Here is an 18,245-nt window from a genome sequence, read left to right as displayed (position 1 = left end):
TCGCAATGAGCCCCTGTGCATGTCTGACATCGCGCAAAAAGAGCGCTCGGCCTCCTGCCTCCACTGTGGGAGCCCCGTTCCATCAGGTTCCTCCGGGCAGTTCTGTTGCGCGGGGTGCGAGGCCGTGCATGAGCTCCTCGTGGGGCAGGGGCTCACGCGGTACTACGCGCTGGCGCAGGGCCAGGTGACGCCGGCTCCCGAGCCGAAGGCGGACCGGAGCCATGCCTGGCTCGAGCCGCTGGTGGCTCGCGGCGAGGCGGCGGGTGGAGAGCTGTGCTCGCTCGAGCTGGACGTGCAGGGAATCCACTGCGCCGCATGCGTCTGGCTGATGAACGAGCTGTTCCGCCGCCAGCCGGGCGGCGCGGGCATCACCATCAACCCGGCCCTGGGCAAGGTGCTCCTGCGGTGGAAGCGCGGCCTCTTCGATGTGGCCGGCTTCCTGCGCCAGGTGGAGTCCTTCGGGTACCTCTTCGGGCCCAGCCGCAAGCGCCCCGAGGAGGCCTCGCGGGATCTGCCGGTCCGCCTGGGCATCTGCGCCTCCATCACGATGAACGTGATGATCTTCTCGTGGAGCTTCTACGTGGGGCTCGCTCCGGCGGAGGGGGAGATCTTCACGCTCTTCACCCGGCTGAGCCTGGCGCTGTCCACCGTGGCGGTGCTGGTGGGTGGCTGGCCCTTCTTCCGCTCGGCGTGGCAGGGGCTGCGCAGCGGGGTGCTCCACCTGGATCTGCCCATCGCCTTGGGCATCCTCCTCGTGTATGGCACCTCGCTGGTGCAGGCCCGGAGCGGCCGGGGCGACCTGGCCTACTTCGAGTCGCTCAACACCTTCATGACGCTGATGCTGGTGGGCCGCTGGCTCCAGCAGCGCGTGCTGGACCGCAACCGCCGGTTCCTCCTCGAGGACGATGGCGCGGATGGAATCCTCGTGCGCCGCCAGGAGGGGGAGCGGCTCGACACCGTCCGCGCCCCCGAGCTGCGCGCGGGGGACGTGCTGGTGATCGCGCCGGGCGATCTCGTCCCCGTGGACGCGGTGCTCCTGGACGCCCAGGCCTCCTTCTCCACCGACTGGATCACCGGTGAGGCGGAGCAGCGCTCCCTGCGGCAGGGCGGAGAGGTTCCGGCCGGCGCGTTCAACGCCTCGCGCACCGCCGCGCACGTGCGGGCCCGGACGGACTTCCAGGACTCGCCGCTGGTGTCGCTGCTGCGCCAGGCGCCCGCCACGCAGGAGCGGCTGCCCACGCATGCCCGCTTCTGGAGCCGGGTGTCGCGCCGGTGGGTGCTGTCGGTGCTGGTCGTCTCCGCCGTGGGGCTGGCGCTGTGGTGGCCGGCGGGGCCGGACAAGGCGCTGCAGGTGGCGGTGGCCCTGCTGGTGGTGACGTGCCCGTGCGCCATCGGCATCGCCGTGCCCATGGCCTACGAGCTGGCCCAGGCCCGGCTGCGCCGCGGCGGCTTCTTCATCCGCGCCACGGATCTGCTGGATCGGCTGCCGCGCGTGCGCAAGGTGCTCTTCGACAAGACGGGGACGCTCACGCTCGGGCGGCTGGAGCTGGTGGACCGTCAGGCCGTGGCCGCGCTGGAGCCCGGGCTCCGGGACATCACCTTCGACATGGCCTCGCGCAGCAACCACCCGGTGAGCCGGTGCCTGGCCGCCGAGCTCTCCCGCGCTGGCGCGCGCTTCACTGCTGGCCTCCAGGTGGTGGAGTCCCCCGGACAGGGGTTGGAGCTGAGGCGCGACGGCTCGCGCTGGCGGCTGGGCGCGGCGTCGTGGGCCGCTCCGGCAGCCACCGAGGCGCAGGGCACGGTGCTGGCGCGAGACGGCCAGCTCGTGGCGAGCTTCCCCATGCGGGACTGCGTCCGCCCGGACGCGCAGCGGGAGATCGCGGCGCTGCGCGAGGAGGGCACCGACGTGTGGCTCATCTCCGGAGACGCCCCCAGCCGCGTCCAGGAGATGGCGCACCGGCTCGGCATTCCGCGGCTGCACGCGCTCGGTGGCATGCGGCCCCAGGACAAGTCGGCGGTGGTGGCGTCGCTGGACCAGGCGGACACGCTGTACCTGGGCGACGGGGTGAACGACAGCCTCGCCTTCGAGCGCGCGCTGTGCGCGGGGACTCCCGCCATCGACCGGCCCGTCCTGCCCGGCAAGTCGGACTTCTTCCTGCTGGGGGAGGGGATTGGCCCCATCCGCGAGGCGCTCCAGCTGTCGCGCCAGCTCCGCCAGGTGGTCCACCGCGTGCTGGCCATCGCCCTGGCCTACAACGTGGTGGCGGTGGCCGCGTGCCTCGCGGGCTGGATGACGCCGCTGCGCGCCACGGTGGTCATGCCGCTCAGCTCGCTGTCGCTGCTGCTCTTCTCCATCTACAGCCTGTCGCCCCCGCGCCGCCCGGCGCGGGCCCGGGCCCGGGCGCTCCGGGAGGTCCCTACATGAACGTCATCCTTCTCCAGGTCTTCGTGAGCCTGATGCTCGTGGCCGGTTCGGTGCTGCTCTTCCTGGTCAGCATCCGCTTCGGCGATCACGAGCACGCAGACCGGCTCTCGCTCTTCCCACTCGAGGACGACAGCGCCCGCCCGGCGCGGACGGACTCCGAACCGCAGCACGACTCCGCGAGGTGAATGCCGTGCAACAGCAGCGAATCATCTATGACGACACCACGGTAAGGCGCTTCATCTTCGCCGCGGTGCTCTTCGGGATCGTCGGCATGGGGGTGGGGGCGCTCGTCGCCGCCCAGCTCGCGTGGTGGCAGGCGAACCTGGGGCTGCCCTACACCACGTTCTCGCGCCTGCGCCCGCTGCACACGAACGCGGTCATCTTCGCCTTCGTGGGCAACATGATGTTCGCGGGCATCTACTACTCCACCCAGCGCCTGGTGAAGGCGCGCATGGCGTCCGACTTCCTGTCGAAGTTCCACTTCTGGGGCTGGCAGGCCATCATCGTCGCGGCCGCCGTCAGCCTGCCGCTGGGGTACACCACCTCCAAGGAGTACGCGGAGCTGGAGTGGCCCATCGACGTGGCCATCGCCGTGGTGTGGGTGGCCTTCGCGATCAACTTCTTCTGGACGCTGGCCCGGCGCAACGAGAAGAACCTCTACGTGGCGCTGTGGTTCTACATCGCCACCATCGTCACGGTGGCGGTGCTCCACATCGTCAACAGCCTGGCGCTGCCGCTCACCCCGCTGAAGAGCTACTCCGTCTTCGCGGGCGTGCAGGACGCGCTGGTGCAGTGGTGGTACGGCCACAACGCCGTCGCCTTCTTCCTCACCACGCCCATCCTGGGCATCATGTACTACTTCCTGCCCAAGGCGGCGGAGCGGCCGGTGTACTCGTACCGGCTGTCCATCGTGCACTTCTGGGCGCTGGTCTTCATCTACATCTGGGCCGGCCCGCACCACCTGCTCTACACGGCGCTGCCGGACTGGGCGCAGTCGCTCGGCATGGTGTTCAGCGTCATGCTGTGGGCGCCCTCCTGGGGCGGCATGCTCAACGGCCTGCTCACGCTCAAGGGCGCCTGGCACAAGCTGCGCGAGGATCCCGTCCTCAAGTTCCTCATCGCCGGCGTCACCTTCTACGGCATGGCCACCTTCGAGGGGCCGCTGCTCTCCATCAAGTCCGTGAGCGCCCTGGGGCACTACACCGACTGGATCGTCGGCCACGTGCACAGCGGCGCCCTGGGCTGGAACGGCTTCATGGCCGCCGGCATGTTCTACTGGCTGGTGCCCAGGCTGTTCGGCACGAAGCTGCACTCCACCAAGGCGGCGGATCTGCACTTCTGGGTCGGCACGGTGGGCATCCTCCTCTACGTCGTCTCCATGTGGATCTCCGGCATTGGCCAGGGCCTCATGTGGCGCGCCACCCAGCCGGACGGGACGCTGCTCTACCCGAGCTTCGTGGAGACGCTGATCGCCATCCGGCCCATGTACATCGTCCGCTTCCTGGGCGGCTCGCTCTACCTGGCTGGCTTCATCGTCATGGCGTGGAACCTGTGGAAGACGGCTCGCGCCGGCAAGGCGGTGGATGGCGAGGCGCTGGTGGTGGTGGAGGAGCCGAAGCCCGCTCCCGTGGGTGTTCCGGCGCCCAGCTGGGTGCAGGTCGTCACCGGCCGGCCGCTGGTGTTCGCGGTGGCCATCCTCGGAGTCTCCCTCTTCCTGGGCTGGGCGAAGCCGGTGCGCGCGCTGGTGCTCATCGGCGCCATCGTGACGCTGGGCGAGTTCGCCTGGATCGTCACCCGGAGGGATCGCGAGGCGGGCAAGCCCTCGTGGTTCGCCCTCATCGAGGGCCGCCCGCTGGCCTTCACCGTCCTCACGCTGATGGCCATCCTCATCGGCGGGGTGGCGGAGCTGCTGCCGACGATCATGATCAAGCAGGCCGTGCCCGCGCACGGCGAGGCCCAGCTCCCGTATTCGCCGCTGGAGCTCCAGGGGAGGGATCTCTACGTGCGCGAGGGCTGCTACACGTGCCACTCGCAGATGATCCGCTCCCTGGTGTCGGAGACGCAGCGCTACGGCGAGCTCTCCCGCGCCGAGGAGTTCATCTACGACCACCCGTTCCAGTGGGGCAGCAAGCGCACCGGGCCGGACCTGCACCGCCTGGGCGGCAAGTACCCGAACCTCTGGCACTACACGCACATGCTGGATCCTCGGGCCACCAGCCCAGGCTCCAACATGCCGTCCTACGCGTGGCTGGCCGAGGGCCGCATCGACGTCAAGGCGGCGCCGAAGAAGCTGGCGCTGATGCAGAAGCTGGGCGTGCCCTACACCAACGCGGACGTGGAGGGGGCCCTGGCGCGGCAGAAGGCGCAGGCCGAGGGCATCACCGCGGATCTGGCCTCTCAGGGGGTGCAGGTGGCGTGGGACTCGGAGCTGGTGGCCCTCATCTCCTACCTGCAGCGGCTGGGACGAGGGCCCCAGGATCTGCCCGCGGCCATTCCCGGTGAGCCGAAGACCGCCGCCATCACGGAAGGAGCGCGCTGATGTACCAGCAATTCTACTCGGGGATGAATCTCACCCACCTGCCGCTCTTCTCGCTCCTGCTCTTCCTGGGCGTGTTCCTGGGGGTCGTCGCGCACCTCTTCATCGCGCGGCGGAGCCAGGACTTCGAGACGCTCGCGCTGCTCCCGCTGGCCGAGCAGGGCGAGTCGCGGCAGGCCACCGGAGGCACCAATCATGAGTGACAAGTCAGCCGTCCATCACGTGTATGACGGCATCGAGGAGCACGACAACCGGCTGCCCAACTGGTGGCTGGGCATCCTCTGGGCGACCATCGTCTTCGGCTTCGGCTACTGGTTCTACTACCACGTGGCGGAGATCGAGCCGGGGCTGATTGGCGAGTATCAGCAGGAGGCGGCCGAGCTCGCCCGGCGGGCCGCGGCCAATGGGCCGCTCTCGGACGAGACGCTGCTGGCGCTGACGAAGGACGGGCAGGCGACAGGCAGCGGCAAGCAGCTGTACCTGCAGAACTGCGCGGCCTGTCACGGCGCCGAGGGCCAGGGGCTCATCGGCCCCAACCTGACGGACAACGCCTGGCTCCGTGGCGGCAAGCCCGTGGACATCCACAAGACGATCTCCCAGGGCTCGGTCGCCAAGGGAATGCCCGCCTGGGAGCGGACCCTGGGCGCGGAGCGCGTGCGCGCCGTCACCGCGTACGTGCTGACAATCAAGGGCCGGAACGTGCCCGGCAAGCCGCCGCAGGGCGAGCCCGAGCAGTAGGAGAAGATGGCCATGGCGCGCACCGAGGGACCTCGGGTCGATCAGCTCTCGTCCATGAAGGCGGATGGCTCACGGCTGGCCATCCACCCGGCGGACGTGAGGGGACGCTTCATCACGCGGCGGCGGATCGTCTTCGCGGTGCTGATCGCCATCTATGTGGCGTTGCCGCTCGTGCAGGTGGGGGGACACCCGGCGGTCCACCTGGATGTGGCGGCGCGCCGCTTCTACCTGTTCGGCAACACCTTCAACGCGCAGGACTTCTGGCTCGTCCTCTTCGTGCTCACCACGATGGGGTTCTCGCTGCTGTTCGCCACGGCGGCGCTCGGGCGGGCGTGGTGCGGGTGGGCCTGTCCGCAGACGGTGTTCCTCGAGGGCGTGTACCGGCCCATCGAGCGCTGGATCGATGGCCCGCGCGAGCGGCGCTTGAGGGTGGCCTCGGAGCCGTGGACGGCGGCGAGGGTGGCTCGCGCGGTGGCGAAGCATGGCGCGTACCTGGCCGTGTCGCTGGCGCTGTCGCACGTGGCGCTCAGCCTCTTCGTCTCCGCGCGCGAGCTGGCCGCCATGGTGCGCGAGGGACCCGTGGGCCACGGCACCGCCTTCTCGTGGTCCATGGTGGTGACCGGGGCGCTGTACTTCAACTACGCGTGGTTCCGCGAGCAGCTCTGCATCGTGCTCTGCCCCTACGGGCGGCTCCAGTCCGCGATGCACGATCGGGACTCGCTCATCATCGGCTATGACATGGGCCGGGGTGAGCCTCGGGGGCCGCTCCTGAAGGGCAAGGCGGCCGCGCCGGCTCCGCGTGGGGACTGCGTGGACTGCCGCCGGTGCATCGCCGTGTGCCCCACGGGCATCGACATCCGCAACGGGCTCCAGATGGAGTGTCTCGCCTGCGCGCAGTGCGTGGACGCGTGCGACGAGGTGATGGAGAAGATCGATCGGCCACGGGGCCTCATCCGGTACGACTCGCTCAATGGCTTCGCGGGCAAGGCGCGGCGCGTCCTCCGGCCTCGGCTGGTGGCGTACGGCGTCCTGCTGCTGGCCTCCGTGACGGCGCTCGGGGTGAGCCTGGCTCGGCGCACGCCCTTCGAGGCGAACCTGCTGCGGATGCAGGGCGCGCCGTATCTCCTGGAGGAGGGCAGCGTCCGCAATCAGTTCGAGCTGCACCTGGTGAACAAGAACCCGGGCGAGGCCACCTTCCGCCTCGAGGTGAAGGCTCCCGAGGCGGTGCGCGTGGTGCTGCCCCAGCGGGAGGTGCGGCTCGGTTCGCTGGAGAGCTTCCGGGTTCCCCTCTTCATGACGGTGGAGCAGGGGGCCCTGGTGCTTCCGTTCGAGTTCACCGTGGAGGTTGGCGATCCGGCCTCCGGAGAGGTGAAGCGGCTGGAGGGACGGTTCCTGGGCCCCCAGGGCAGGTAGATCGACCAGGTCGGTCCGAAGAAGCCGTTTCACGGTTTTCGTAAAATGCTGCGCCGCTTGAAAGGGGATGAGGGGGGCGGGCGCGGTCTTTCCGTACTGGTCTGCTTGTCATACCAGTTGGCAGCCGGTTCGAGCACAGGGGGGCTGCCTCCCCAAGGTTTCAAGAACCTCTGCGGAATGACTTAGCCTGACCGCCCTCAACGGAGCGGGCCATGGCTGAGAAGACGACGGCGCAGTTGGTGGAGCAGTTGCACGAGCTCGGTGTGCGTCAGGGGGGAGTCCTCCTCGTCCACACCTCGTTCAAGGCCGTGCGCCCCGTCGCTGGAGGTCCCCTGGGGCTGATTGACGCGCTGCGGAAGGCGATCGGCCCCCAGGGCACGCTGGTGATGCCCACGATGACCGATGGCGAGAGCGTGTTCGATCCCAGGTCCACACCGACCGAAGGCATGGGGATCACAGCCGAGCTCTTCTGGCGACAGCCGGGCGTCGTGAGGAGTAGCCATCCAGGAGGCTCGTTCGCCGCCGAAGGCCCACTCGCCGAGGAGATCTGCCGTCCTCAGCCGCTGTCTCCTCCGCACGGGCCCGATAGCCCGGTGGGCCGGGTGCATGAGCTCAATGGTCAGGTGCTGCTGCTGGGCGTGACCCACAGCGAGGATACGACGCTGCACCTGGCGGAGGCGATCGCGGGGGTGCCGTACTCGGTCTCACACCCGACAGTGGTCGAGATCGACGGGATCGTTCGTACCGAGCTGATCGCGGAGACGGACCATTGCTGCACTGGCTTCCGCATCGCGGACGAGTGGCTCGGCGCGCGTGGCCTTCAGCGGATGGGGAAGGTGGGAAACGCCGACGCGCGGCTGTTCAACGCGCGTGACGTCGTCACCGTCGCGGTGGAGCAGCTGGCGGCGGACCCGCTCATCTTCCTCTGCCCTCCGTCCAGGGGCTGCGAGGAGTGCGACCTGGCGCGCGCGAGCGTCCGGTAGGGCTCCGCCGCCAGCGCGGCGAGAAGGATGGAGCTCAGCTCGCGGTGCACGGGAGGTAGGCCCTCCCGTCCCCATGGCGAGAGAGGCCGTGGCCGCATAGCGTGGGGCCATGGAGAACCCCCCCATCCTGGTCTTCACTGACGGTGCATGCTCCGGCAATCCCGGTCCGGGAGGCTGGGGCGTCATCATCGTCACACCCGACGGTCAGGTGACGGAGCTGGGGGGCCACGAGTCGGAGACCACCAACAACCGGATGGAGATGACCGCCGTGGGCAAGGCGCTGCGCCATCTGGAGCAGACCCCCGGGCCTGTGCACATCCACACGGACTCCACCTACGTCATCCAGGGCATCACCCGCTGGGCCTTCGGATGGAGCCGACGCGGCTGGAAGACCGCCGAGGGTGGGGAGGTAGCCAACGCCGCGTACTGGAAGCGGCTGATGGCGCTCCTGGCCCAGCGCAAGCAGGCGTTCCCGGCCGAGTCCTCCACCGTGGAGTGGCGCTACGTCCGCGGGCATGCGGGCGTTCCGGGCAATGAGCGGGTGGACGTCATCGCCGTCGGCTTCTCCAAGGGCCGGCACGTGCAGCTCTACGTGGGGCCCTTGCAGGGGTACGGCGTCAACGTGCTCGAGGTGCCCGAGGACATGTCCCTCCCCGAGGAGAAGCCAAGGCAGCGCGAGGGCTCGAGCAAGGCCTATTCCTACCTGAGCCAGGTAGGGCGTTCCGTGAAGCGCCACGCCACCTGGGCCGCGTGCGAGCGCAGGGTGAAGGGCGTGCCAGGAGCCCGGTTCAAGAAGACGCGGAGCGAGCAGGACGAGGCCCAGGTGCTGCAGGACTGGGGTGTCACCGCTCAGGACGTCCAGTCGGAAGACTGAGGTCCGCCCCGCGATGGCGCAGCCACTTCCCCCAGCGGGGCAGCCCCCCGGCCTCCGATGGCCCCTGGCCGTGACAACCTCCGACCGTCATGCGCCGGAGCTCGTGCTGCGCGCCCAGCAGGCTGCTTCCGAGGTGGGGGCGCCCTATGTGGAGCGCACCCACAAACGGCCGCTTGCGTCCATGCTGGCGGACACGGCCGATGCGCTCATCGTCATGGAGGCCGAAGCGGTCTCCCTGGTGGATGCGGAGGGCTCGCTGCGGTTCTCTCCTGGGCTGGCGCACCTGCGGGTGAAGCAGCTGGATGCCGGAGTGCACGAGGACATGCTCCTGCGTGTCAGCGGGCTCCGCGAGGGAGAGCGCGTCCTGGACTGCACGCTGGGCCTGGCCGCCGACGCGCAGGTGGCGGCGCGCCTCGTGGGCCCCTCGGGAGCTGTCACGGCCCTGGAGAAGAGCTCCGCTCTCTACCTGCTCGTCCGGTACGGGCTGGAGACCCTGCCCCGACACCCCCTCGCGTGCCCCATCCAGGCGGTGTACGCCGACGCCAGCGAGTACCTGCGCACGCTTCCCGACGGGGCCTTCGACGTGGTGCTCTTCGATCCGATGTTCGAGCGCCAGCGCAAGTCATCCGTGGCCTTCCAGACGCTGCGGCGCTACGCGGACTACGCGCCGCTGACTCGCGAGACGGTCGCCGAGGCCCAGCGCGTGGCCCGCAGGGCGGTGGTCATCAAGGGCTCGCGCTACTCCAGCGACTTCAAGAAGCTGGGCCTCCAGCCCGAGCCCGCCCGGCCCAACGCCACCGTGCTGTGGGCGAGGCTGCCGGGATTTGCCGGTTCTCCACCGCCGGAGGCTCGAATACGGTAGGCGCCCATGGAGAGGACAGACACCGTTTCGAGGCGCCAGGTGTTCCTGGATCTCGCGATGACGGTCCTGGCCGTACTGAGCCTGGGCCCGATCCTCTGGGTGGAGCTGGAGGGCATCCGCTGGCCGGACCCCCGCTTCCAGTGGGTCGCCGCCATCGACCTGGTGTTCGTGTTCATCTTCCTGGCGGACTTCCTGCTCCGGCTCGCCCGCGCGCTGGATCGCAAGGCCTTCTGGCGGTCCCACTGGTACGAGCTGCTGGGGCTCGTGCCCCTCTACGCGGAGACGTTCAGCTTCCTGCGCATCGCCCAGGTGCTCAGGTTCACCCGGGTGCTGAGACTGCTGCGCGCCGTGATGGCCTACCGGCGGCTGAAGACCCTGACCTTCCTGGACGTGCTCTTCAACCGCAGCAAGCTCGGGCACGTGCTCCTGGTGGCCGCGGGAGTGGTGCTGGCCATGGCCACGGTGGTGTGGATGCTCGAGCGGGACAGCAACCCGCACCTGGCCGCCTTCAGCGATGCGCTCTGGTGGGCCATCGTGACCGCGACCACCGTAGGCTACGGCGACATCACGCCCCAGACCGGGCTGGCGCGCCTCGTCGCCACGGTGCTGATGCTCATGGGCATCGGGCTCATCGGCGTCGTCGCCTCCACCCTCAGCGCCGCCATCATCGCCATTGGCGGGGCCGAGCAGGAGGGGAGTGGAGACGCCAGGCCCGCGTCGCCAGGAGCGGGGCTCGTCGATGCCCTGGAGCGGCTGGCTGCCCTCAGGGAGCGAGGCCACCTCTCCGAGGAGGAGTTCCAGGCCGCCAAGCGCCGCCTGCTCGAGTGAGGCAGGCAGGCTCACGGCTTGCCTCGCTGCCTGCACCCGACGACAGGGTGAGCGACTGCCGATCCCAGGGCAGGGGGGCAGGAGGTGTCATTGCCTGCCTCCTCGGGTGCCCCTACCTTGAGTGTGAAATGGCTGGGGGGCAGCGCCATGGGAAGGACGGGCGAGCATGACAGCCAGGGCTCCTGGGATTCCCTTCCGGAAGAAGCGGATTGGGAGCTCGATGACGGCTCCGATCTGAATGATTCGTTCCTCAGGGAGGTGGCGAAGGCCGGCCCGAGGCCGAGGCTGCGCCGGCTGTTTCCCGGCGAGCGACTGGGCGGCTCGGATGGCCGCCGCTTCGAGATCATCCAGCGGCTGGGCGAGGGCGCCATGGGCCAGGTGTTCCGTGCCCACGATGCGGAGCTGCAGCGGGTGGTGGCCCTCAAGTTCCTCTTCCCCCGGGAGGAGCTGGCGGGCATGGGCCTGCGCGAGGCCCGGGCCATCGCGCGGCTGGATCACGAGAACATCATCCGCATCTTCGACGTGGCTGAGTGGAAGGACGGGCCGAACTCGCCTCCCGTTCCCTTCCTCGTGATGGAGTGTCTGCAGGGCGAGTCGCTCTCGGAGCTGCTGCTGCGCGAGCGCAAGCTGGAGCTGCGGCGGACGCTGAGCATCATGCGCGGGGTGGCGGCGGGCCTCGCGCACGCGCACGAGCACCACATCGTCCACCGCGACCTCAAGCCCAGCAACGTGTTCATCACCCGCCAGGGCCCGGTGAAGCTGCTCGACTTCGGGCTGGCCTGGCTGGCCCCCGCGGGCAAGACGTCCGCGCTACAGGAACTGCCCAGCGCCGGCACGCCCTCTCACATGGCGCCAGAGCAGTGGCGGGGCGAGCAGGTGGACGAGCGCACCGACATCTGGGCCGCAGGCGTCATCCTCTATGAGCTGCTGACCGGAGAGCTGCCCTACCCGTACCTGCGGGTGGATGAGCTGCGCGAGAAGGTGCTCTCCCCCGTGCCCGTCCCCTCGCTGCGCGAGCGGAACCCGGAGCTGCCCTGGGAGCTGGAGTCGCTGCTCTCCGTGGCCCTGGCCAAGGAGCCAGCCAGGCGCCTGCTGTCCGCCCAGGAGCTGCGCGAGGAACTGCGAGAGCTGGAGGAGCACCTGGAGGCCGGGCGAGGGGGGCGGCGCTCGGTGGCTCCCCAGCGTCGACAGGTGACGCTGGTGTCCTGTCGGGTGGCGGGGCTCACCGCGCTGGCCGAGCAGCTGGATCCCGAGGACTTCGGCGAGCTGGAGGCCACCTTCCACCGCGTGGCCTCCGAGGTCCTCCAGAAGCATGGCGGCTTCATCATCCTGTGCATCGGCGACGAGGTGCTGGCCTGCTTCGGCTATCCGGTGATCAAGGAGGGCGACTCGGAGTGCGCGGTGCGCGCGGGCCTGGAGCTACCCCATGCCGTGCTCGAGTCGCTCCGGGCGAAGCGTCCCCCAGGCCCGCCCCATCACCTGGCGGTGCAGGTGGGCATCGACACCGATCTGGTGGTGCTGGACGACATCCTCCCGGAGCTGCGGGGGCGCACCCCCACCATCCAGGGACAGGCCCCGCGCATCGCCGCGTGGCTGGCCCGGCAGGCCGGGCCGGACCAGGTGGTGCTCGGCCCCAGCGCCTACACCCTGGTGAAGCGCGCGTTCGACACGGTGCCGCTCGGGGCCCGCTCGTTCGATGGGCGGCGCACCCTGGAGGTCCATCGCGTGCTCCGCGCGCGCGTGGCGGTCATCCGCTTCGAGCGCACGCTCGCGGCGGACGGGAAGCTGAATCCCCTGGTGGGCCGTGAGCGCGAGCTGGGGCTGCTGCTCGATGCCTGGAAGCGGGCTCGCGATGGACACGGGAGCTATGTGCTCGTCAGCGGAGAGGCCGGCATCGGCAAGTCCCGCCTCCTGCGGGAGCTGCGCGACCGGGTGCTGTCGGAGAAGCCGCTGCTGCTGCGGCTCCAGTGCTGGAGCCAGTTCAGCACCAGCGCCCTGCACCCCGTCATCGAGACGCTGCAGCGGCTGTGGGGGCGCCCGGAGCTCTCGCCCCAGGAGAACCTCCGCGCGCTGGAGCAGCGGCTCGATGGGCGGGGCCTCACGCCGGTGCAGGTGGGGCTGATGGCCTCGCTGGTCTCACTGCCGGTGGCCGAGGACGCTCCGCACCTGCGCCTCACGCCACAGCGCCAGAAGGAGGAGACGATGGCGGCGCTGGCCGCCCTGATCGTCCACCAGGAGTGGGAGCGCCCACTGCTGATCATGGTGGAGGATCTCCACTGGGCCGACCCCTCCACGCTTCAGGTGCTGAGCTTCATGTCCGAGCTGGTGGAGAGGATGCGCCTGCTCGTGGTCCTCAGCGCCCGGCCCGACTTCCGCCCGCCCTGGGGGCAGCACCCTCACTCCGAGGTCATCCCCCTGGAGCGGCTGTCGGCGGACGACACCGAGCGGCTGGTGCAGGAGGTCGCGCGCGGGCAGCAACTGCCGGCCAAGGTGGTGACGCAGCTGGTGGCCCGCACGGACGGCATCCCCCTCTTCGTGGAGGAGATGACGCGGGTGATCCTGCAGGGCGAGCCGGCGGCGGCCATTCCCCTGTCCCTGCAGGAGGTGCTGCTGGCCCGGCTGGATGCGCTGCCACCCCGGCAGAAGCAGCTCGCGCAGCTGTGCGCGGTGGTGGGGCGCAGCTTCTCTCATTCACTGCTCGTCACCCTCACGGGCCTGGCCGACACCGCGCTGCGCAGGGATCTGGTGGGGCTGGTGGCCGCGGGCCTGCTCCAGCCCTGGGACGAGGAGGCCAAGCCCGGCTACCAGTTCCGCCATGCCCTCATCCAGGAGGCGGCCTTGCAGTCCCTGCCTCGCAGCGTGCGGCGGCAGCACCACCTGCGCATCGCCCAGGCGCTGGAGGAGCGCCCCGTGAAGCCGACGGGCCTCCTCGCCTACCACTACCTGGGAGCGGACGACGAGGCCAAGGGGCTGGAGTACACGCTGATCGCCGCGCGCACCGCCCGGCGCCAGTACGCCAACGACGAGGCCATCCACCACTACCACCGCGCCTTGGAGGTGCTCTCCCACCTGGAGCGCTCGCCGGGCGACGTGGTCCTGGACGACACGCGCCAGGTGATGCTGGAGCTGGCGCACACGCTCCTGCAGTCCGGCCACTACACGGCGGCCATCCAGATGTTCGAGCAGCGACTCCAGGGCGAGCACGCGGACGACGTGCGCGCGGAGATCCACGTGGGGCTGGGCCGCGCCTTCCAGGAGAAGGGCGAGTCGGACCGGGCCATCCAGGAGCTGGAGCGCGCGCTCAAGGTCATGGGACACGCCGCGCCGCGCACCCGGATCTCGCTGGTGGCGCGCACCGCGGCCCACTTCGGCCTCCACCTGCTGAGCCGGGTCTTCCCCTGGCTCCTGCGGCCCGTGCCGGCTCCCGAGCGGGCGCTCTTCATCAAGCAGCTCGACACGCTCATGGCGCTGATCCGGATCTACTACTTCGTGGATCTGTCCAAGCTCACCTGGGCCACGCTGGTGGCGCTCAACATGGCGGAGCGCGTGCACACGGAGTACGGCCTGAGCCTGGCCAACGGGTACTACGGCACCGTGCTGTTCGGCGCCGGGCTGCTCCGGCGCTCGCGGCGCTACCTCTCCCAGGCGCTGGAGCTCGGTCGGCGCTCGAAGGATCCGATGGTCGAGGGCATTGCCCTCAATCGCCTGGGCATCCACGCCCTGTTCGCCGATGATCTGGAGCGAGCCGCGAAGCTGGAGGAGGAAGCCATTGGCAGGTTCCGGCAGGTGGGCGAGCCGTGGGAGGTGCAGATCGCCACGATGATCCTGGCCACCAGCCACTTCCTGGCCGCGCGCTTCGAGAGGGCCGAGCAGCTCTTCCGGGAGATGGGCGAGCGGGGGCTGGCGCTCAATGCGATGATGCATCAGGGGTGGGCCCACTCGTGGGTGCCCATGTGCCGCTACCTCCAGGGAGAGGGCGACGTGGCGCGGCTCTGCGAGGAGATGGAGGAGGGGCTCGAGATCTCCGTTCACGTGGGAGACCTCGCCAACCAGTGCGCCGCGCTCAACCACCTGGCCAACGTCTACGTGCGCGAGCACCGGGTGGAGGAGGCGGCGCGGGTGGCCGTGCGCGCCTTCGACATCGTGTGGAAGTACCAGGTGCTGGTGCCCTTCCTGCAGGTCGGCCTGGTGGATGCGGCGGAGGCGGCCCTCTTCGCGCTGGAGGAGGGCGCTACCTCCGTGCCGCGCTCGAAGCTGATGCGCATCGTCCACCTGGGAATCTGGAAGGCGCGGATCCTGTCGCGCATCTACACGTACTTGAAGGGCCCGGTGCTGCGGGTGAGGGCCCGGGCGCTGAAGCTGCGCAAGGGCAGCGCCGCCGCCGAGCCCGTCTTCCTGGAGGCCATCTCCCTCCTGGAGCAGGGCCCGCACCGCTGGGAGCTGGGCGTGGCGTGCTTCGACGCGGCCGTCGCCCTGCCGCACCAGCGCGCCCGGTGGCTGGCCCGCGCCCGGGAGGTCTTCACCGAGATCGGCGCCAGGGCGGAGCTGCGCCGCGTTCAGCGCCTGGAGGGTGAGGCTCCAGAGGACTCCCGCGGCGCGGCCTTGCTGCACTGAGCGGAGAGAGGGCTCCCCTCAGGTCGTGTCGTACCTGTCGTGGTGGCGCAGCCACGGCATCCCGGGCGGCAGGCCCTCCTCCTGCCGGCCGAGCGGTGTGAGATCGAGGTAGTTGTACGTGGTGATCAGCAGATCGAGGCCACGCTCGTACGTCGAGTAGGTGTGGAAGATGTCGTTGCCCTCGCGGAGGAACACGCTGAGCCCCGGACCCTCCGGCGCCGGGAAGGGCCTCTTCGCGTAGTTGTACTCCACGCTGTTCGCCGCCATGTCCTCGGGGGGAAACGACACGTGGTAGTCGTAGTTGAAGTCCGTGCCCGCCGAGGAGAGCCACCGGAACTTCCAGCCCATGCGTCCCTTGAACGGTTCGATCTTCGTGAGCGGCGCGCGCGAGACCACCGCGAACGATGTATCGCGTGCCTTGAGGTGGATGATGCTGGCCTCGAAGCTGTCCGCGACCAGGGAGCAGCTCTTGCACCCCTCGCTCCAGCTCGGATCGAACATGAAGTGGTAGACGAGGAGCTGGCGCCGGCCCTCGAAGAGCTCCGCGAGCGTGCGCTTGCCGGACGGCTCCTCGAAGACGTAGTTCTTCTCGACCTTCACCATCGGAAGCGCGCGGCGCGCGGCGCTCAGGGCATCCCGGTCGCGGGTGAAGGCTTTCTCCCTCGCGAGCAGGGCCCTGCGGGCCTCGAGCCACTCCTCTCGTGTGGCTTCGCTCCTGCGTGTCTGCTGCCGCGGCTCGATCGTTGGCGTGCTGGCCAGGCTCATGATGTGACTCCCCGTTCTCGGGCGGCGCTCTTGCCGCCTGAGAAGGATCTACGTCCTGGGGACGAGACCGAGGAGTAACATCCGTGACGCGATGGGCGTCCCGGGCCGGGTGTAGCGCAGGTCCTTGCCCTTGCCCGTCCGGATCGCGCCGCCGCTCGCCACCAGCGCCGCGAGCGCTCGCTGAGCGGTGCGCTTCGAGATGCCGGCGTGCTCCGCCAGCCCCTGGGCCGACCATGCCGCGCCATCGCCGAGCAGCAGCGCGATGCGGGCGACCTCGTCATCCGAAGGGGGCAGGAGCACGACCACCTCGCGCTTCGACTCGAGCGCATAGCCATCCGTCGTGGCGACCGGCTCCGCGGCGAGCCCGTCCATCACCTTGCGCAGCCGGCCGATCTCGACGCGCAGCCTCGAGCGATGCGAAGCGTTGACCCGACGCACGTCGAAGGCGCGCGCCGCGAGCTCGTCTCGTGGCACGGAGGCCGGCCAGGCGCGGGCGAGGACGAGGAGCAGCGCGAACAGGACGGGCCTGCGCGCGAGCGGGATCGTGACGCGACCTCCGATGGCCAGGCGCCGGCAGGCATCGACGAGGAGCACCTCGCCGCGAGAGACGTCCTCGATCGTGAAGAGATCGGCATCGCGGAGCTCACCCCCGCGCAGCACCCGGGCGATGGGACGCGAGAGCTCCTGCTCGAGGGCAAGCAGGGCCCGGGCGAGCAGATGATGGGGCGCCTCTTCGAGCGCACGGCGTGCCCGGGTGAGCGCGTCGCGCGCGGCGGTCGTCGCGATGGCGCGGATGCCGATCTCCGCCTGGGCGAGCAGGGCGACCGCGCGCAGATCGGGCGCGAGCTCCATGGCCGTGACCTCCTCGACGACGCGGCGTGCCTCGCCGAGGCGACCGAGCAGGACCTCGGCGCGCGCGAGGACCAGGCGCTGCATGGCCGCATTGCGGGCATCACCCAGGCGGGCGAGCTCGTCGGCGGACTCCCTGGCTGCTCGCGCCGCGGGCGCGGGATCTCCCAGGCTCAGGGCGAGCTCGACCAGCGCCGCGCGTGCGCGTGCTCGCCTCAGCGGATCGTCCTCGAGCGAGAGGGCCCGCTCGAGAGACTGCTTCGCCAGCTCGAGATCGCCGAGCTGCGCGTAGGCGATGCCCCGGAGCGTGAGCCCGAGCGCGCTCTCGACGCGCCCGACGAGTCCGAGCGCCCTCAGCGGCTCGCCGCTCGCCAGCGCTCGCCCGGCATCCAGGAGGGCTGTAGGGGTGGGCAGCACGCTTCGAAGATCGCCCGGAGCGGCGGACTTGTCATCAGGCGATGCGGGAGTCGTGCTGCTCTCGTGTCCCGCCGCGGCGCCTCGCGTCACGAATGTTACTCCCGGGGATCACGGCGCACGCCTAGGTTTCCCTCGTGTCCAGCCAGGAGAGACCGTGTGCCCAGCTTGTCTGACGTCCCTCGCGATCACCGTCGCCACGACCACGGGAGCCGGCGCCGCCGTGACGGCGCTCGTGGTACGAGTGAAGCGATCGCTGACGAAAACCCCGCCGCCCGAGCCCCAGCCCCCAGAGCAACCCCATGAGCACGTCGAAGCACGCAGCGGAGATCGTTCGCGAGTACCGGCCCCTCGATGAGGGACGGATTCACGGCGTCACCTACGACGGGAAGCTGGTGTGGTTCGCGCGCGACAACGAGCTCGTCGCATTCGATCCGGAGACCGAGAAGGTCGTTCACCGCCATCCGGTTCCGGCCGCCAACGCCGGGACGGCATTCGACGGCGAGCACATCTACCAGCTCGCCAGTGGGGAGATCCTCGTCATCCAGCCGTCCGACGGCCGCATCGTCCGGAGGCTGCCCTCGCCGGGCAAGGGGCAGGACAGCGGGATGGCCTGGGCGGACGGCTACCTCTGGGTCGGCCAGTACTACGACTCGAAGATTCACAAGGTCGACGCCAGGACGGGTGAGGTCGTGAAGACGCTCACGTCGGATCGCTTCGTCACGGGCGTGTCGTGCGTCGATGGCGCGCTGTGGCACGGCGTGAGCGAGGAAGGCAAGCCGAGCGAGCTCCGGCGCCTCGCGTCCGATGGAACGGTGGAGGAGACCTTGAGCGTTCCCGTGAAGTTCATCGCGGGCGTCGAAGGGACGGGCGACGGCGGCTTCTGGTGCGCCGGAGAGCAGGGCCACCTGCGCCTGGTGCGTCGCAAGCGCGGGAGCTGAAGC

At 70.0% G+C, this 18,245-nt stretch carries 14 protein-coding genes; 12 read left to right on the top strand and 2 right to left on the bottom strand.

What is annotated here, in order from left to right; translation table 11 throughout:
- Nucleotides 1-19: 19 nt before the first annotated feature.
- From KY572_RS12445 to KY572_RS12395, 11 genes are all read left to right on the top strand, one after another.
- Nucleotides 20-2,425 (top strand): heavy metal translocating P-type ATPase, encoded by a 2,406-nt coding sequence (locus KY572_RS12445; RefSeq protein ID WP_224242794.1) that lies wholly within the window; start codon nt 20-22, stop codon nt 2,423-2,425.
- A complete protein-coding gene (locus KY572_RS12440; RefSeq protein ID WP_224242793.1) occupies nt 2,422-2,610 on the top strand; it encodes a cytochrome oxidase in 189 nt (62 codons plus the stop codon). The genes KY572_RS12445 and KY572_RS12440 overlap by 4 nt, the downstream gene beginning before the upstream one ends.
- A gap of 5 nt (nt 2,611-2,615) precedes the next feature.
- Entirely contained in the window at nt 2,616-4,964 is a 2,349-nt protein-coding gene (gene ccoN, locus KY572_RS12435; protein WP_224242792.1) for a cytochrome-c oxidase, cbb3-type subunit I, read from the top strand.
- Complete coding sequence (locus KY572_RS12430) at nt 4,964-5,164, top strand: CcoQ/FixQ family Cbb3-type cytochrome c oxidase assembly chaperone (RefSeq protein ID WP_224242791.1); 201 nt, start codon at nt 4,964-4,966, stop codon at nt 5,162-5,164. Before ccoN ends, KY572_RS12430 begins: the two co-directional genes overlap by 1 nt.
- Entirely contained in the window at nt 5,157-5,699 is a 543-nt protein-coding gene (locus KY572_RS12425) for a cbb3-type cytochrome c oxidase N-terminal domain-containing protein (RefSeq protein WP_224242790.1), read from the top strand. The genes KY572_RS12430 and KY572_RS12425 overlap by 8 nt, the downstream gene beginning before the upstream one ends.
- 12 nt (nt 5,700-5,711) lie before the next feature.
- Nucleotides 5,712-7,112: a cytochrome c oxidase accessory protein CcoG gene (gene ccoG, locus KY572_RS12420; RefSeq protein ID WP_224242789.1), complete on the top strand. Its 1,401-nt coding sequence runs from the start codon at nt 5,712-5,714 to the stop codon at nt 7,110-7,112.
- 212 nt (nt 7,113-7,324) lie between these two features.
- Nucleotides 7,325-8,095: an AAC(3) family N-acetyltransferase gene (locus tag KY572_RS12415; protein ID WP_224242788.1), complete on the top strand. Its 771-nt coding sequence runs from the start codon at nt 7,325-7,327 to the stop codon at nt 8,093-8,095.
- Nucleotides 8,096-8,204: 109 nt separating this feature from the next.
- On the top strand, nt 8,205-8,969 hold the full coding sequence (locus tag KY572_RS12410; RefSeq protein WP_224242787.1) for a ribonuclease H1 domain-containing protein: 765 nt from the start codon (nt 8,205-8,207) through the stop codon (nt 8,967-8,969).
- Nucleotides 8,970-9,039: 70 nt separating this feature from the next.
- Nucleotides 9,040-9,831, top strand: coding sequence for a class I SAM-dependent methyltransferase (locus KY572_RS12405; protein WP_224242786.1), 792 nt, complete (start codon nt 9,040-9,042; stop codon nt 9,829-9,831).
- A 6-nt stretch (nt 9,832-9,837) separates the two neighbouring features.
- Nucleotides 9,838-10,659: an ion transporter gene (locus tag KY572_RS12400; protein ID WP_224242785.1), complete on the top strand. Its 822-nt coding sequence runs from the start codon at nt 9,838-9,840 to the stop codon at nt 10,657-10,659.
- Between the two features lie 147 nt (nt 10,660-10,806).
- On the top strand, nt 10,807-15,273 hold the full coding sequence (locus tag KY572_RS12395; RefSeq protein WP_224242784.1) for a protein kinase domain-containing protein: 4,467 nt from the start codon (nt 10,807-10,809) through the stop codon (nt 15,271-15,273).
- A gap of 18 nt (nt 15,274-15,291) precedes the next feature.
- Here the strand turns inward: KY572_RS12395 and KY572_RS12390 are convergent, their stop codons facing one another.
- Both KY572_RS12390 and KY572_RS12385 read right to left on the bottom strand, forming a co-directional pair.
- On the bottom strand, nt 15,292-16,038 hold the full coding sequence (locus KY572_RS12390; RefSeq protein WP_224242783.1) for a DUF899 domain-containing protein: 747 nt from the start codon (nt 16,036-16,038) through the stop codon (nt 15,292-15,294).
- Between the two features lie 48 nt (nt 16,039-16,086).
- A complete protein-coding gene (locus tag KY572_RS12385; RefSeq protein ID WP_224242782.1) occupies nt 16,087-17,394 on the bottom strand; it encodes a tetratricopeptide repeat protein in 1,308 nt (435 codons plus the stop codon).
- Nucleotides 17,395-17,603: 209 nt separating this feature from the next.
- Here KY572_RS12385 and KY572_RS12380 point away from each other — a divergent pair, with 209 nt between their 5' ends.
- Nucleotides 17,604-18,242 (top strand): Vgb family protein, encoded by a 639-nt coding sequence (locus KY572_RS12380; protein ID WP_224242781.1) that lies wholly within the window; start codon nt 17,604-17,606, stop codon nt 18,240-18,242.
- Nucleotides 18,243-18,245 lie beyond the last annotated feature (3 nt).

Origin of the sequence: Hyalangium gracile, assembly GCF_020103725.1 — a bacterium.
Classification (GTDB): Bacteria; Myxococcota; Myxococcia; order Myxococcales; family Myxococcaceae; genus Hyalangium; species Hyalangium gracile.
The sequence above is the reverse complement of the archived record's forward strand: the minus strand, read 5'-3'. Positions and strand labels throughout refer to the sequence as shown.

Bases quoted from the DNA above. Each gene is read 5' to 3' on its own strand.
- KY572_RS12415 (WP_224242788.1), top strand. From the start codon at position 7,325: ATGGCTGAGAAGACGACGGCGCAGTTGGTGGAGCAGTTGCACGAGCTC.
- KY572_RS12440 (WP_224242793.1), top strand. From the start codon at position 2,422: ATGAACGTCATCCTTCTCCAGGTCTTCGTGAGCCTGATGCTCGTGGCC.
- KY572_RS12430 (WP_224242791.1), top strand. From the start codon at position 4,964: ATGTACCAGCAATTCTACTCGGGGATGAATCTCACCCACCTGCCGCTC.
- KY572_RS12425 (WP_224242790.1), top strand. From the start codon at position 5,157: ATGAGTGACAAGTCAGCCGTCCATCACGTGTATGACGGCATCGAGGAG.
- KY572_RS12395 (WP_224242784.1), top strand. From the start codon at position 10,807: ATGGGAAGGACGGGCGAGCATGACAGCCAGGGCTCCTGGGATTCCCTT.
- KY572_RS12445 (WP_224242794.1), top strand. From the start codon at position 20: ATGTCTGACATCGCGCAAAAAGAGCGCTCGGCCTCCTGCCTCCACTGT.
- ccoG (WP_224242789.1), top strand. From the start codon at position 5,712: ATGGCGCGCACCGAGGGACCTCGGGTCGATCAGCTCTCGTCCATGAAG.
- KY572_RS12410 (WP_224242787.1), top strand. From the start codon at position 8,205: ATGGAGAACCCCCCCATCCTGGTCTTCACTGACGGTGCATGCTCCGGC.
- KY572_RS12400 (WP_224242785.1), top strand. From the start codon at position 9,838: ATGGAGAGGACAGACACCGTTTCGAGGCGCCAGGTGTTCCTGGATCTC.
- KY572_RS12380 (WP_224242781.1), top strand. From the start codon at position 17,604: ATGAGCACGTCGAAGCACGCAGCGGAGATCGTTCGCGAGTACCGGCCC.
- KY572_RS12390 (WP_224242783.1), bottom strand. From the start codon at position 16,038: ATGAGCCTGGCCAGCACGCCAACGATCGAGCCGCGGCAGCAGACACGC.